At 33.0% G+C, this 15,469-nt stretch carries 17 protein-coding genes and 1 pseudogene; all 18 read right to left on the bottom strand.

Annotation, left to right across the window (positions count from 1 at the left end):
• Positions 1–238 precede the first annotated feature (238 nt).
• Positions 239–2,986, bottom strand: a complete 2,748-nt coding sequence (locus BW929_RS13310) for a glycoside hydrolase family 3 protein (RefSeq protein ID WP_076545980.1) — start codon at positions 2,984–2,986, stop codon at positions 239–241.
• A gap of 177 nt (positions 2,987–3,163) precedes the next feature.
• The gene (locus tag BW929_RS13305) at positions 3,164–3,901 is read right to left on the bottom strand and encodes a copper homeostasis protein CutC (RefSeq protein WP_076545979.1); all 738 of its coding nucleotides are present in this window, start codon (positions 3,899–3,901) and stop codon (positions 3,164–3,166) included.
• A gap of 76 nt (positions 3,902–3,977) precedes the next feature.
• On the bottom strand, positions 3,978–4,388 hold the full coding sequence (locus tag BW929_RS13300) for a hypothetical protein (RefSeq protein ID WP_143414051.1): 411 nt from the start codon (positions 4,386–4,388) through the stop codon (positions 3,978–3,980).
• On the bottom strand, positions 4,336–5,112 hold the full coding sequence (locus tag BW929_RS13295) for a DUF2357 domain-containing protein (protein ID WP_076545977.1): 777 nt from the start codon (positions 5,110–5,112) through the stop codon (positions 4,336–4,338). Before BW929_RS13295 ends, BW929_RS13300 begins: the two co-directional genes overlap by 53 nt.
• Before the next feature lie 142 nt (positions 5,113–5,254).
• Positions 5,255–5,500, bottom strand: coding sequence for a DUF2357 domain-containing protein (locus tag BW929_RS15665; protein ID WP_369862628.1), 246 nt, complete (start codon positions 5,498–5,500; stop codon positions 5,255–5,257).
• Positions 5,501–5,517: 17 nt separating this feature from the next.
• Positions 5,518–5,901 (bottom strand): hypothetical protein, encoded by a 384-nt coding sequence (locus BW929_RS13285; RefSeq protein WP_076545976.1) that lies wholly within the window; start codon positions 5,899–5,901, stop codon positions 5,518–5,520.
• 34 nt (positions 5,902–5,935) lie between these two features.
• Positions 5,936–6,280, bottom strand: coding sequence for a DUF3024 domain-containing protein (locus tag BW929_RS13280; RefSeq protein ID WP_076545975.1), 345 nt, complete (start codon positions 6,278–6,280; stop codon positions 5,936–5,938).
• Between the two features lie 618 nt (positions 6,281–6,898).
• The gene (locus BW929_RS13275) at positions 6,899–7,243 is read right to left on the bottom strand and encodes a hypothetical protein (RefSeq protein ID WP_076545974.1); all 345 of its coding nucleotides are present in this window, start codon (positions 7,241–7,243) and stop codon (positions 6,899–6,901) included.
• A gap of 14 nt (positions 7,244–7,257) precedes the next feature.
• Positions 7,258–7,596 carry a hypothetical protein gene (locus tag BW929_RS13270; protein ID WP_076545973.1) on the bottom strand — a complete coding sequence of 113 codons (339 nt, stop codon included), beginning with the start codon at positions 7,594–7,596 and terminating at the stop codon, positions 7,258–7,260.
• A 92-nt stretch (positions 7,597–7,688) separates the two neighbouring features.
• A complete protein-coding gene (locus tag BW929_RS13265) occupies positions 7,689–8,381 on the bottom strand; it encodes a hypothetical protein (RefSeq protein ID WP_076545972.1) in 693 nt (230 codons plus the stop codon).
• Positions 8,374–8,667, bottom strand: coding sequence for a hypothetical protein (locus tag BW929_RS15095; protein WP_084566221.1), 294 nt, complete (start codon positions 8,665–8,667; stop codon positions 8,374–8,376). Before BW929_RS15095 ends, BW929_RS13265 begins: the two co-directional genes overlap by 8 nt.
• Positions 8,668–8,669: 2 nt before the next feature.
• Positions 8,670–9,056: a hypothetical protein gene (locus BW929_RS15090; RefSeq protein ID WP_084566220.1), complete on the bottom strand. Its 387-nt coding sequence runs from the start codon at positions 9,054–9,056 to the stop codon at positions 8,670–8,672.
• 29 nt (positions 9,057–9,085) lie between these two features.
• Positions 9,086–9,709 carry a plasmid pRiA4b ORF-3 family protein gene (locus tag BW929_RS13255; protein WP_076545971.1) on the bottom strand — a complete coding sequence of 208 codons (624 nt, stop codon included), beginning with the start codon at positions 9,707–9,709 and terminating at the stop codon, positions 9,086–9,088.
• Positions 9,710–9,974: 265 nt separating this feature from the next.
• Entirely contained in the window at positions 9,975–13,088 is a 3,114-nt protein-coding gene (locus BW929_RS13250; protein ID WP_076545970.1) for a DEAD/DEAH box helicase, read from the bottom strand.
• Positions 13,089–13,327: 239 nt separating this feature from the next.
• Entirely contained in the window at positions 13,328–14,290 is a 963-nt protein-coding gene (locus tag BW929_RS13245) for an Rpn family recombination-promoting nuclease/putative transposase (RefSeq protein WP_076545969.1), read from the bottom strand.
• A 104-nt stretch (positions 14,291–14,394) separates the two neighbouring features.
• A complete protein-coding gene (locus tag BW929_RS13240; RefSeq protein WP_076545968.1) occupies positions 14,395–14,754 on the bottom strand; it encodes a hypothetical protein in 360 nt (119 codons plus the stop codon).
• A 55-nt stretch (positions 14,755–14,809) separates the two neighbouring features.
• Complete coding sequence (locus BW929_RS13235; protein ID WP_076545967.1) at positions 14,810–15,112, bottom strand: hypothetical protein; 303 nt, start codon at positions 15,110–15,112, stop codon at positions 14,810–14,812.
• Between the two features lie 87 nt (positions 15,113–15,199).
• A pseudogene (locus BW929_RS13230) lies at positions 15,200–15,469 on the bottom strand (hypothetical protein); the annotation flags it as partial.

Here is a 15,469-nt window from a genome sequence, read left to right as displayed (position 1 = left end):
TTTAAAACTAATTAGAATCTATATAATACTAGAAATTTTCAAGATTTAGTTTCCGTAAGGTAGCTTCATAAATATCCAGTGTTTTAAATATCTCAATAACTCCTTTACAATTAAAGGATAACATAGAAATCCGACAGCAGTATGTCGCAAACGAATGTTTTTAATAAAAAAATAAGTAAAATTATGAAAGCACCTGCCATAATTGACAGGTGCTGTTCATTTATAATTAAGAGCTTATTTAATTTGATTCAATTTCTTTTTCAAATTCAAAAGTCATTCTGCCGAGTTCCATTCCACTCTGAGCAAAATATAATTTGATGTAATTATTTTTACTCCAGAGACTTATTTCTTTTTCTACTGTCTGCCACTCGCCAGTACCATTGATAGTAATCGTTGAATCTAGCTTATTATTAACAAATAAGGAAACAGGAACCTGAGCAACTTCTCCTCCACTGGCTTTCAGTTCAAGTTTAAGTTTATAAATTCCTCTCTCACCTCTAATTATGCCAAAGACAACTGACTCTCCTTTGGAAGTATCTACTTCTGAGAGATCAATAGCATCTAATTCAGTCAGGTCATAATATTCCATCACATTTACTGGTTCTTCAGCACTTTCTGCTGCATCAGATTCTTCCCCGGTTCCACTAAGGTCTCTTTCCATCACAGCTGAATCCATTATAAATTTAAGAATATTGGCTGCATTACGCTGCAGCTCACCTCTGGTGATCTTTCCTTCGGCCAATCCTTTTAAAGTATTATCCTCACAGCTGTTTTCCTCAGGATTCTCACAGACCATGTAAAGATCATTCTGTGCTCGTACCATCGGAATAGTATTTCCTTTTCTGGCTTTTTCACCCTCTTCATTGATTCTGGCCCACCAATCGGTCATTACAATTCCGTCAAAGCCCCACTCTTCCCGCAGGATTGTAGTCAGGAGATCATAGTTTCCGGCTGTCCAGATTCCATTTAGACCACCATAAGTAGACATAATAGAAGCTGCTTCTCCTTCTTTAACGGCTATCTCAAAGCCCTTCAGATAAATTTCTCTTAAGGCTCTTTCAGAGACCACAGAATTCACATCATGTCTGTGAGCTTCCTGGTTATTGGCCACATAGTGCTTGATTGTTCCAGTAACCTTATATTTATTCATTGCCCTGAGCTGCACAGCCGCCATTTTACCGGTCAGCAGCGGGTCTTCGGAAAAATACTCAAAATTACGTCCATTTAAAGGTGTCCGGTGGATATTCATTCCCGGTCCTAAGATAGTTTCAATCTGATTTGCCAAAAGCTCCTGTCCCATCAGGTCAAATAATTTAGCTACTAAATCTAAATTAAATGTACAGGCTAAAGAGGTCCCATTTGGCAGACTGAAGGCGGTTGTGCCGCAGTCCATTCTAATTCCGGAAGGTCCATCAGCACAGCAGGCAGCAGGAATTCCAAAATCAGTCAGATTCTCACTTACACCACCAAAAGCTCCGGCTGTACCGGGAGTTACTCTCGGAGAATTCATTCCTTCACCCCGCATCAGACAGGCCAGATCTTGATCACTCAGCTGAGCAATAAAATCTTCTAAGGATGCTTTTTCCTGATAAACATCTTTTAACTTTATACCCTGATCACCTGTAGAAGGAATTGCTTCCGGTCGTTTGGCAGCTATCCGCTGATCTAAATCTATAGTTCTTTCTGGTACTTCCTCTTCCGTCATTCTGCCATCTGAATCAACTTTTAAGCGTCTAAAGGACTCTACCGGTGCACATGCTTCTTTAAGTTCTTTTATGACCTCAAGACTATCAATTTCAAAACTTCCGGCAAGTTCGGCCTTTCTGACATCACTGCCAGCATATATCTTATATTCACCAGCTTCCATTACATATGAAGATTTGTGACCTGTAATACCGCTGTCATCATAGGAAGCTAACTGTTCTTTTCTAAAGCTCAAACTCAATTTCTGGCTCTGACCCGGTTCCAGCAAATTGGTTTTAGCAAAGGCTTCTAAAGTCCGGGCTGCTTTACCTAGTTTGCCTAAAGGCTTAGCTGCATAGACCTGTACTACTTCTTTACCGGCCAGATCACCGGTGTTTTTGACTTCAAGCTCTACAGTCAGTGAATCTTCTCCTTCCTCAAAGGAAAGAATATCGATTTCAAATTCTGTATAGGAGAGTCCATAGCCAAAGGGATAGATAACCCTGTCTTTGGCTGCAGTTTCAAAATATCTGTAACCCACATAAATATCTTCTTTATAAATTAAAGTATCCTTATTTCCAAAATCATCCATAGAAGGATAATCTGAAATGTCAACTGCAATTGTATCACTGAGTTTACCGGAAGGATTTACTTTACCTGTCAGCACATCTACAGTTCCATTTCCACCTTCCATACCTCCATGCCAGGCATAGAGTACAGCTTCGGGCTGATATTTATCAACCCATTTCATATCGATAATATTACCCACATTTAAGACTACAGCTACCCGATCAAAGGCTTCAGATACACTGGCCAGCATCTCTTCTTCAGTATCTGTGAGCAGATAACTCCCTTTAGTTGCTGAATTATCTTTATCTTCTCCTGCAGTGCGGCCGAGAATAACAACTGCCAGATCTGAGTCAGCGGCTGACTTTTGAGCCAGTTCAGCACTTACCGGCATCTCTTTCTGGGTCCAGGGTTCCTGAGCCCAGCCCTCACCATGGTCAAAAGGATTATCTTCTAACCATTCTTCATATGTATCGATCAGCTCCTGATTAAGAACAAGCTCATCGCTTAATTTTAGGGCATCTAAAATACCCACTACATATTCTGTATTAACAAGTCCCCCAGAACCGGTACCACTCTTATAATAATCAAATTGAATTCTACCAAAAACAGAAACTTTTTCTCCTTTTTTAATTGGAAGTGCCTGCTTTTCATTTCTTAAAAGCACACAGCCTTCTGCAGCTGCCTGTCGAGAAATTGCTGCATATTTTTCTAGATCAAGTTTAACTTTTTCCATTTGAATTCTCCTTACTTCTTTATTTAGTAATTGTCCCCTGTAATTAGGTCCTTAAAATTTTATAAACAACAATATTATTGTAACATAAAACGATTTAGGAAGTAAACAGTTTTATGACTAAAGCCGGTAAAAATTGAAAGCGTTTTCTTTAATTTAATTAAAGAAAATAAGTTCAGACTAATAATGACTTAAGATTTCTTTAACGCTCTTTACTTTCTGAATATCAGTCAGCTTATATTCAAACTCTGAAATACAGTCGCTATTAAATTTAAGCTTCTGCTTGAGCATTGACTTATCTACCTTTTTATTGAAAGCTGATAAATGTACCTCTCTGCAGTTTGTCTGCTCAATGATTTCTTTTAAATTATGTTCTCTAATCCCTCCACCCAATACTATTTCCAGCTCTTCACCAGCATATGCTATAATTTCTTTTGCCAGCTGCAGATTATCAGCAACTTTATTAGCCAGGGCACTGGTTAGAACTCTATCCATTCCAATTTCCTTAATTTTATCCAGGGCAGCAAAGGGATCAGGAACTATATCAAAAGCTCGGTGAAAAACAGTTTCTTTATCTCCTGCAATTTCTTTTAAAATTCTATTTCTTCTTAGATCAAGTTCTCTATTTTCTTTAAGTATTCCAAAAACAAGACCATCTGCTCCAGATTCAACTGCCAGTTCGGCCTCTTTTTTCATAACTTCAAATTCCATCTTAGAATATGAAAAGCCGCCACTTCTTGGCCGAATCATCACCATCACCGGAATATTAGTTTTAGCTTTTACCAACTCTAAATCAGCAAGGCTCGGGGTTAAACCTCCATAGGCAATAGCCGAATTTAATTCTATCCGATCTGCACCACCTTTAAAAGCATTAACTGCGTCTGCAGCTGAAGCACAGCAAATTTCTAGTTTAATCATTGTATTCTCCTTATTTAATATTTTAACCCTGGAATAATTCTAATAAGAATAATTTGAAAGCTTAATTCTCTAAATGTTATTTTTTAATTTCTCCCGAGGTAATTATTTTATTTAAGATAGCTCTTGGGTTTTGTAAAAACTTTGAATAAGAAAAGTTAAACTGATCATTTTTTAATTCCAGTAAAAGTTCATTCTTTTTTAGGTTGAGCTCAACTTCTCCTATCTTAATGCCCTCAATTTTATCGATCTGATCTAAATTGTTGTTATTTAGCTTAAACCTTATATTTTTCTTGAGCCGCTTTAATTCGAGCCAGATTCTCCATTCTTTTAAGGAACGAATACTTAGTTCAGGCAGGGTATCAGCCTTTTTTAAAAGCATCAGATTGGAATAAATATGGCTGCCATTGACTCCATAACCCTCAGATTTAATTTTTTTACCAAGCTGCTGCCACTGCATCCCGGTAGCGGTGCATAGTGTTGATGTCATCCTCCTCTTCCGGACCAGGAATCCCTTTGTGGCTTCTAGCATAAGGAGTCCCATCTTCTGCCTGATTGAGCTGATATTTAGCATCAAAGATAAATTTGTACTGATGCTCAGAATCTTCTTTGCTTAAAGATAAAATATTATCTGGTTTCTGATTGGTGGTAATTCCATCTCCAGCTGCAGTGTTGTAACTTAAAGTGAATTTCTCCCCCGTAATTGGATTTTGATATTCAACCTCTGCCAAGCCTCCTTTAGATAAAGTTACATTAATGCCGCTGTAATCTAATTTAATAATATTATTTTTTAGCATCTTATATTTATCCTGCAGCAGGCTGTTTAACTTTAAAAAAGTCCAGTATTCATAAAGCTGCCAGAGCTCTTTAATTGAAAGTCTAAAGATATCTCCGTTTAGAGAAAGTCCCTTTAAAAGCATCAAGTAATATTTATATAATTCTTTATAGCCGGGGGCCATCTGCAGCACCAGAGAAATTGAATTGATTTTCTGCAGTTCGCCCACTTCAGCTAAAAATGAATGTTTGGGCTTTAATTTTAACTTTCTAATCATTTTATCAATCTTTTTAATCAGATCCTGATCCACATTTTCTCTTTTCACTTTTAGATAATTAATCTTAAAATGTTTGAGCCTTTTAATTAATTCTGAAAAGCTCCACTTGATAAACTTATTTTCAAAGTTATCATAGCTCAATTTCTTTTCTACTGCCAGCATCTTTTCCAGCAGCTTAAGTTCTTTGTCATATGGCGGCTGTTTTTATTTAGCCACTAAGGCTCTGTCTCCCCACTCTTTTTACATTGGAGGCTGGTCGGACATTTCTTTTTTTAATAATCTGATGGTGGGGTGATTCTTCTACTCATTTTAAAGCTTTAAATAAATCAGCAAATATATTTTCAATAATTACAAAGAATTCAGATTTAGAGATGTTCTGTTTTTCTGCAGTGTTCATATTCTGATAGGTCTTTCTTAAAAAATCATAGGCTAAATTATATACTTCTTTATTTACTTCCTCTATTAACTGCTGATAGTCTTTTTGATAGTCAATTTTACTGGAAAAGACCTCTAATTTGAGAGTGAAAATAACCTGAGACTTACTTCTGATTTCAAATTCAGAATAACCTATATCACTGCCAAAGTTAATGCTGCCGTATAATACATTTGGATTGTCATTTGGATGTGATAGAGATCCCTGATTTCTCGGTTAGGATGGTAGATGTCAATTGGCATTTCTGATTCTATATAAAAATCATAGTTTTGATATTCAAAAAAGAGAGGGTAATTTTTTATGGAGTTAAACTGGCTCAGTTTGAGCTTGTTTTTCTCTGGTTCATGGTATTTAAAGTCAAAGTTTTGGTCTAAAACTGAGCTAAAACTGACTGCAGCCTGAGCTTTATTTGCTTCTGGAAATTCCTTTTCGTGATCAGAATGCAGGGGCTTACCCTTGATGTTTAGAGAGAGGTTGTCGTTTTTAATTGTGATTAGATCTATCTTTTTTACTGCCATTTTATCACCTGAATCTCTATCGATTATTTAAGAATTAACCCCAAAAGATAGCGGTTGGATCTTCATCTACTTCATTAACCAGTTTTTGAAAATCAGTAGTAGCTTCAATATTATCATATTCATACCATCTACCTGTATGCCTCCACCAGTATAAAGACCATTTATTATTATCCTGATTAAATCTAAACTGAGCAATCTTCATTTCAACCCATTCATCTGTATTTTTATAATGGGGACGCTTTTCAATTAGTGTCACACTATTACCTCTAATCTTATAATCCAGCTTAATCTGATCTTTAACTCTTTCTGGAATACGCTCATCGCAAAATTTGTCCAAATTTTTTTCAACTCTTTTTTTCAATAATTCATTTAAAGCCATTATAATCAACTCCTAACTATCTATCTTGTCTATTTACAAACCAGACTGAATAATCATGCAGCAATTGATAATTTAAAGAATTCTTATTTTCTGTTTCTAATTCTGACAGAGATAAATAAAAAATATTATTATCATCAATTCTCCTAACTTTTGCTACAATATCAGCTTTATCTATTATCCACTTTGACTTTAAATCACTATCTAAATCAATTAGTTCAAATTGCTCCCTGTATGAAGGGTGACTCTTTTTAAGTCTTTCAGAATCTTCTTTAGGTCCTCAACCCCAAACATAAAATTCTTCCCAGTTGAAATCTTCTAGACCCTTAACATAACATGGAAAATAAAGTTCTTTTTTTAATAATTGCCGTATATTTCTAGTGATTCTTGAAATGGTTTATATAATTGACCAAGAATATTTTTTATTCTTTTATATTGTTTATCCAAATTATTTGATATTATTTTAAATACTTTCAATGAATATTATTTTTTTGTCACAATTCAATATCTGTATTATTTTCAATTATTCTTGATAATAACAATTAAAAAGGTACATCAAAATCATCTTTATCAAAATTTCTGCTGCTATTATTTTCTTCTTCCTCTTCCCTGTATTCCCTCTCATATTCTTCCCAGGTTATTCCGTATGGAACAACCGGCTATGAAATAATAATCAGCATTCTGCCAGTCATCAAATTCTCTTGTTTTTAAATCACCTGGGTCATCGAAATTTTCCTTTTTTGCAGCTTCTTCCTGTCTTTTTTTAAGTTTGTAAATCTGCTCTTTATATTCTGAATCTATCTCATGACCCAGTAATTCAAGTTCATTTATTGCACAGATTTTATCGACCCCAAACCAATTGCTGTAACCTTTGACTAGATTTTTACCGTCATAGGTAGGAATCCACTTTTCTGCAGCAGCCAGTCTCTGTTTTTTATTATATCTTTTTCTTTTAGGTGCAACCATTGATATTCCTCCAATTAAAAGTAATCACTGTCTTCTATTTTCTCAATTAATGATTCAAGTTCCTGGTAGGCTTCTGTGTTGATCTCACTTTTATCTATTATTCCATTGACTATAGCTATGGCTACAAAATGATCCTCCATATCATAGCTGTTATATTTTTTGAAGATTTCTCTAGATATCTTATTATGAAAATTGTGTATTTCACTGTCCAATTCAAAAGGATCCAGCTCTTCTTTTTCCCACTGCTTAAATTTTAAATTCAGATCAACTAAAGCTTTTTCTAGTTCCCTCTCATGAGCGAGAGCTGCCAACCGTCTAATTTCTTTTTTAGTTTTTTTGCTGAAATCATACATTTTTAACTCCTTTTTAAAAGCCTTGAGAAATAATCAAATTAATTATATCTTTCTAATCTTTCAGGAGCAATAAACATTTCACAACAACAATTCTAATAAGGATAAACATTGCCGCTATTAACTATATAATACTTCCCATTCTTCTTCCCTAACTCAAGAAAGACAAAAAAATCTCTTTCCGCAAGATCAGTTATTTTTTTAGGAACTATAACTGGACCTATCTCTTCTCCAGCCTCCATATAATCTTTAACCCATAATTTACCCGGCTTTATTTTGATGACAGCATAATTACCTTCCTCATAAGAACTATATTTATTAAATTCATTTTTTATTGATTCATCATAAATTAAATCAGACAATTCAGCTGCTTTAGGCAGACTATCTTTTTTTTCGTTGATTGTAGAATAAATGATATCAAATTTTTCCTCAGTAATATAATCATTATTTTTCAACCATTTACTGAAGCGGCGCATTACTGTAGCTGTCTTTTTCATTAAATATTTTTCAGCCATTACTTTTCTGATCATAAAATCAGCCATAAAGTCATCTATCTGCATACTACTCAGCTGATCAATTGAATACATCTCACAATAGCTCTCCTCTCCATAAATCGCTTTCTCTTCAAAATTATCCTGTTCTTTCGCCGGTAGATGCATATAAGCATAGCTATTTAAATAATCTTCAAAAAGAGATATTACATTACTATAATCATTATAAGTACGCTTGCTTAACCTCTCCTTCTGATCTGTTAAGAAATCATCTAATATTTTCTTTAAGTTATCCATTTATTAACCTCCTCCTTTTTTTATTGCCAGTATATGCACAAACTCCAACTCGGGGTGAGTTAACAACTGGTAAAAGATTCTTGGAATCCCACATACAATTATTTTCTTCATGTTTATCAAGACAATCACTGCAGTACCAACCAAGACCATTGTAAATACAATCCGGACAGATATATTCAGCAGGGTTATCACAGTGACTGCACTTGATTTCAGGCTGATTATTCCTTGCCAAAACACTAATCTTATCTTTTCTTTCCTCTGCTTTAAATACATTAACTACATTCATATCTAATTTAGTATAAGAACCAAAATCATAGGTATATGAAATTTAATTTTTTCACTTAAAACATCTTTGATTTTTTTACTCATATTAATTCCACTGGAAGTAAATCGCTGCTCATTAATTTCAAATTCACTCAGATGATTGCAGCATTCCAGCCAGATATCACGTAAAAACTTGTCAAGATCACTTGATTTAGCATCTTCTTTGACCTGCAGCTGCAGCCAGTAATCTGACCTGTGTGTACCTTTGACATAAATATGATAATATAAGCTTTTTTGAGATTTGTCTTCTGCAATTATTTTATCATAATGCTTTTCTAAACAGGATTTTAAATGTCTGGACATTCCTGATTGAGTATATTCTTTCCCACAAATATTGCATTTGCCTTTCATAAAAATTAAACTTCCTAAATCGATATATATTAAAAATAACTTTCAAGCTCAGATTTTATCTTTTCTGAATCATATTCTTTAAATCTCTGGATTTTAGCCCACTCCAGCATAGATTCATAATCTTCATCATCTGGATTGTTGATTATTTGCATAAATTCACTAAAACCACCAACTCCTCCTACATCTTCAGGTGGTGCAGTTCCTTCACCATCCAAAAGTGTCGGCTTATTTGACTTATAATCATCTATAATCTCTTCAGTTTCAATATAATGATGCCAGTTATCACCATAATCGTAAATATATTTAATTCTGGCTGGTAGAACATCTTTAAGTTTAACTTCATTTTCACTAAATCGATCTGCAAATCTTTTAGTCATTTTACAGGAATTATTCATTCTAGCTATATAACTTCTATCTTTTGCTTTTGTGAAATAGAAATCTTCAAATTGAGATAAATATTTTTCTATTAAACTTGCTTTAATTCCTTCCTGTTCAAAAGTTTTTCTTATTCCTTCTTTGACCCGCTCGTTAAAATTATTAAAATCATCTTTTTTCATGCCATATAAGATTACAGAATAGTCACAGGCATCATTAACTAAAACTACTGTTTTTCTCCGATTAATTCTAAGAAAATTAGCATGCCAGGAAAACAAATCCGGTCTTTCTTTTTTTAAAATTTAACTCATTTCTTAATTTAGCTGTTGCCTGAATTAGCATATTTATTAGTCCTTTCTACATGAGTTTGAAACATCACTTTAGATGTCGGTTATTTATCTAATATATTATATAAGCTTCTTTGTTCAATAAAAGTATTATTTTGATTTCTGGATTTTTAGAGTTATGATGAAAGCAGCAATCATAACTGAAATTGTAATTACTACCAGAATAATGTCAAAATACGTCATATTAATATAAATATCAACCAGGCCTAATCAATTCAACATCTTTCATCTTCCATTTTTCGATTTTACCTGATTCATTAAATACAATTAATATATCATTTTCAATATCTTGCACTTTTCCTGTTCGACCATCGAAATATTCTACAATATCAGAAATATCAAATTCATCTTCATAATCTTCAAATTCATTATCTAATTCTTCTTCGACTATCATTAATTGAGGATTATTTTCTTTAATCTCTTCTTTTTGAACTTTTTCTTTTTCAGAATTTTTTTCTTTCTTTTTGGCTGCTTTAACCTTCTTTTCAAAAAGAGGTCTTTGAAAAACAAATTCAAAAGTATTTCCACTTTTAATTACATTTTTAAATTCTTCATAAAATGAAAAATTGCCAACTCCACTTACTTCTAACCAACCTTTAGTTCTGCTTAAAGCCACAAACAATTGATTTCTCAAAGCAAAGTTGCGTTCATCTTCTGCAATTTTATCTAACCCTATTACATAAACCATATAGGCCTCATTACCTTTAGCTCTATAAGTTGTGGTAAAGGTTACTCCCCCATCATTCCAGAATTTATTAGGATCTACATTAGGATAGTTTGGATAAAGAATATTATTCTTTAAAGCTTTAGGTATAAAGATATCAATGCCTTCCTCTTTTAATTTTCTGGCAGCCTCAACTTTTAGTTTGAATGCTTCTTTATTATTACCAAGTGCAATTACTAATATATCTCTGCTTGGTAATAGACCATCAACCTCTATATTATATTTAATTTTTTCTACTAAATTATTTAATTCTTCTTTACGAGTATTATAGCTGTTAAACTTTATAATATCGTTCGGCCACAATTCAGGCACTCGGTTGGGAGTCATTTCATCTGCTCTATGTAAGACAACCTTCTGCCCTACCGGATTAAAACTACCTTGCTTTACTTCATAACCTATATTTTCCCAATCTTCCTGAGTTGTATAGCCTCTGAGCATCCCATCCTCTCTTAAAAGCCCCATCCCAATTGCATGCGCGGCAGTTAAAATTGGGCCAGGTGTTCTGTAACATTTATTCATTATCTCACTTTTTCTGATACCTCCAGGATGGAAACCACTAACTAATCGTTTAAAATGAGCTTCATCTCCAAATAGTTGTGGTGCAGTCGGTATGTTTAAAGAATTAAGGCTCTGAGCTTCATCATAGGCCCAGATCAAGCGTTTATCCTTATCTTCATCTATTGTCTTTAAACTCTGATAGGCAAGCCAGTAAAATGGCTGCTTACCTTCATATTTTATTTCTTCATTATCAACTACTAAATCCTGGGCTTCATCTATTAAGACTGCATCATAAACTTCTTGTATCTGATCAACATCTTCTAAAAGAAATTTACAGGCATGAACTAATTTTTCATTTGGTGCTCCATCTACAAGCTTTTTTCTCCGAGCACTCAATGGTTTGATATCATGCGCCTTACATAACACTCGATAAAACCCAGGTTGATCTTTTGCACCCCAGGCATGTAGTACCTGTAAATGATCATTATTATCTGGATCATACTCTACTTTGCCATTACTAAATCTTTTCAGCCATTTATTAACCTCTTCAATTACACTGTCATACAGACTGCGGGTAAAAAAGACTAAAGCTATTTTCCAGTCCGGATGCTTTAAATGCATGTGGGCAGCTTTTTGAGCTAAAAGAACAGTTTTCCCTGAACCGGCAATTCCTCTAATTCTCTGTGGACCAGGTGGAATAGTTTTCCCAATAACTTCCTGCTGCATGTCTACTTCAAATAAATCAGATTTTATAATATCTTTAATTTGTCCTCTAGTTTTCATTTCCTTATTCTTTGATTTATTTTTCTTAAATACTCCGAACAATTTATCAATTAAATTAGATGCTTTATCTTTTTCAATATTATTTTTAAAATCTTTCTTTTCAGCAAAAGTAATCTGACCTGTTAAAATCATTAATATATCATTCCAGGCATCACTACTTAATGTATCATTCCCAGCTAAAGTATCAATTTCTCCAAGTCTGTTTAAAAATTTCTTCGGGGTCAGCTGGTTTTTGAAAATTATTCTTTGATCATCAAAGTTTCGATCCTGCCACTGCTCCTTATTTATCTCTGGTAGAATAACTGCTGAACTTTCTTTGATTCTTCTTAAATTTCTATTTCCCTGATACAAACCTTTTAGTTCATATAAATTATCTTCAACTGTATCAATTACTTCCTGACTGCTGCCGTTTTTGAAATCCCAACGATCAGACTGAGCATTGGCTAATTCATCTATAGTTATATCTATAACTTCTAAGATTATAACTCCCAAATCTTTATCAATAATTGTGATATCTGGTTCTTTATGTTTTTCTCCCCGCTTTGAAAAGAGTGGATAACGCCAGTAGGCAAGACACTGTCTGCCGCTAAAAGCTCTTCTAACAGCATCCCAAGAATTTTTATAAGCTTCGTCCTGATCTTCAATAGTATCAGTGGTTATAAATTTATATTCTGAACTAATTTCTATACTGTTATCTTTATTAATTTTAATGATGTTATCTTCATCAGTATTAAAAACTAAATTACTGCTAATTTTTTTACTTTTTTCTTTTCTGCTTGCTAATTCCTGACTGACCTGAATTTTTTTCAAATTATCTATTTCCTGCTGAAGTTCTTCAATCAGACTGTCATATTTCATTTCAAGTGCTGCTAAGTCTATTCTTTTTTCATCATTTTTCTTAGGGAGTTTAAATTCAGCTGCTTCAAAATTCCAGTCTCCATAAAGCTGCATAAACCAGACAGCAAGTTTATGGCCTAAAGAAAGCAGAGTTTTAGCAGTTTGAGTTGAATCCAAGGACTCATGCACACCTTTATTTCCTTCAATTCTTAAAGTATGAAATACACCTTTTATTTCACCCTGAATTAATTCTTCTCTTTCCAGCAATCCTAATTTATTAAAAAAACTATTTTCTTCAGGCTCCTCTAAATTATCATAAGCATATATGTAATCTACAATCTGCTCAGTAAACATCCTCAATTTAACAATTGTAGTGTTTGGATCCTGATATAAGTTTTCTTCTGCCAGCTCAGCTATTTCTGCTAAACTTGACCACTTTTCTTTTAAAAAAGAGAAATTACTCTGCATTCTAAACCACCTCATTCTAAATATTCTGTCGATTTAAGTCATATTTTGTCATAAATATTTTCTATCAATAACTTTTATTTCCTAATTATAATCATTCGTTAAATGTTGGTGATTTCCTGCATTTGAGCTTTTTATTTAATCTAACATATTGCTCTGACAGTCTTATGTCGCGAACTAGTGTATAAATGCAAAAAAAACCTCCTCAAATGAGAAGGGTCAGTATGAATAAATTCAATTTTCTATTGTTTTAAATAATATTCTAACTCCTTTATATTTTTAATCCTGGAAATTCTTTCACTCAATTCTTCTATTTTTTTAATATCAACTTTATCTATTAAATGTATTATTTCTTCATTTGTTTGGGGAAAGTTACCACGAATTAATTTCTTAAATAATTCTCGTTCACCTTTTTCTTCCCCAATTCTTAAACCTTCCAGTCTTAATTTATCAGCTGCTGATACCACAATATCGCCCTCCTTTTTCATACCATTCAATTTTAATTTTTCTCCCAATAGATAATAATCAAATTCCTCTCTACTATCAGCAATATAATTTACTCCCAAATAAAAAATATCCTTATCAACACTGTTTTCGCTAATTACATAAGAGATTATTTCTTCATAAACAATTTTAATATCTTTTATCTTTGCAATCATAAAAAATTTTAATGTTAATCTTACTTTTCTATCTCCTAATAATTTTAAATTAGAATCATTGGAAAAATCATAAAATACTGCTTCAAAATCAGGAAGATACCTATTTAAATCATATTTCTCTATTATATTCTGATCAAAATAATCAGCAAAATTTTTTATTACAAGTCTTCCATTACCTCCATGGTAAAATAAAATTGGAATTATAAAAGATAAATTTTTAACTCCTTTACTTCGTTTTTCGCGCATCCAGATTTTAGCTAAATAATTAAATATCTGCATTACCGACCATCTGTCATTATAACTTTTGTGCTCAAAAAGAAAATAAACTCCATATTTTTTATCATCTAGATTTGATTTAAACAGTAAATCAGAATAATAACTGCTCTTTCCAGCATAAGAAACCGGTCTGGGATCAAGTTCACTGAAATCAACAAATTCTCTCAAGTTTTGCGGAAGATAACTCTGCAGAAAATTCCTTGTGATATCTAATCTGCCAAAGGTCTTCTTAAAGAAATCATCATGAGGTGTATTTGATTTTTCAGGCACGGCAATTTTCCCTTCTAAATATATTTTACCATAACTTAAAGCTTAAGTTCAATGATAATATAAATATTATACCATTATTTGTAAATTGTAGCAAATATAATATTTTATTTAGCTTTTCTTTTTTCTCTTTTCTTTTTGGCTGCCTCTCTCATATTTCTAAAATAAATACCTGCTCCACCAATTTCAGATGTCATCTGTCCATCAATAATATAATCAATTTTATCTTTGATTTCTTTTATTGAACTATCAAGTTCTTCAGCTTTTAAATTATAGAGTTCATTCTTAATTCTTTTTATATCATTTTTTAATTCTTCAACAGGAGCTTTAACTAAAAATTTCTTACCATTTAATAATTTAACTACTTTCATTTCAACTTCTATCAATTTTAATTCTACTTCAAATAACTTCAGTTCTTTATATTCCTTCTCCAATTCAGCAATGTCTTTCTGTAGTTCTAATAACATTTAATCATCTCCTAATATTATTTTTTAATATTAGAGAGGTAGACCCGGCTGAAAGTTATCCTAGATGCTCAGCCTTAATTTCTTCAATCTCTTCCTGCAGCATTTGATCAATTTTTGTGCTGTGATTTTCTCTTTTCTGCTTAACTAATTTTTCAAGCTTTTGATGCCACTCTTCTTCTGCATGAGGACAGAGAAACTGATCAAATCTTGTCTTCTTTTTAGCCATGGTTGAGCCAAAATCTTTATAGCCTAAAGTATTTCTTTTTACTTCACATTTACTGTCACAGACATTAAAGTACATTTCTTCTTTTTCACCTGGAGCAGTATTAAAAACTGTCAGACCAGTAGTATATGTCATAGTTAAAACCTCCTTTTTTAAACATGAACAAAATGGCCTGACGGCCACCCTACTATAGAAGTTAATTAATATTTCTTTAGTAGGGTTTTATCTTTCAAATGTATATTTAAACTTCATTTCCGCACCACATTCAGGACATGCCACTCCTGGCATCTCACCCTCTTTCAAATCTTTTCCCATTGCAAACTCATCTATCACATAGCCTGGAACTTCATCTTCCTCCCCACATTTAGGACATTCGTATTTATACCACTCTTTGTCTGTGTCTTCTGGGGTATGGAATGGGATTTCCATATTTTCTTGCCAGTTTTCTTCTTTCATATCTTGGATCAACCTCCCAACTATTGCTTTTAATAT

Source organism: Halanaerobium kushneri, from assembly GCF_900156285.1.
Lineage (GTDB): Bacteria > Bacillota > Halanaerobiia > Halanaerobiales > Halanaerobiaceae > Halanaerobium > Halanaerobium kushneri.
This window is presented reverse-complemented; position numbering and strand designations above follow the sequence as displayed.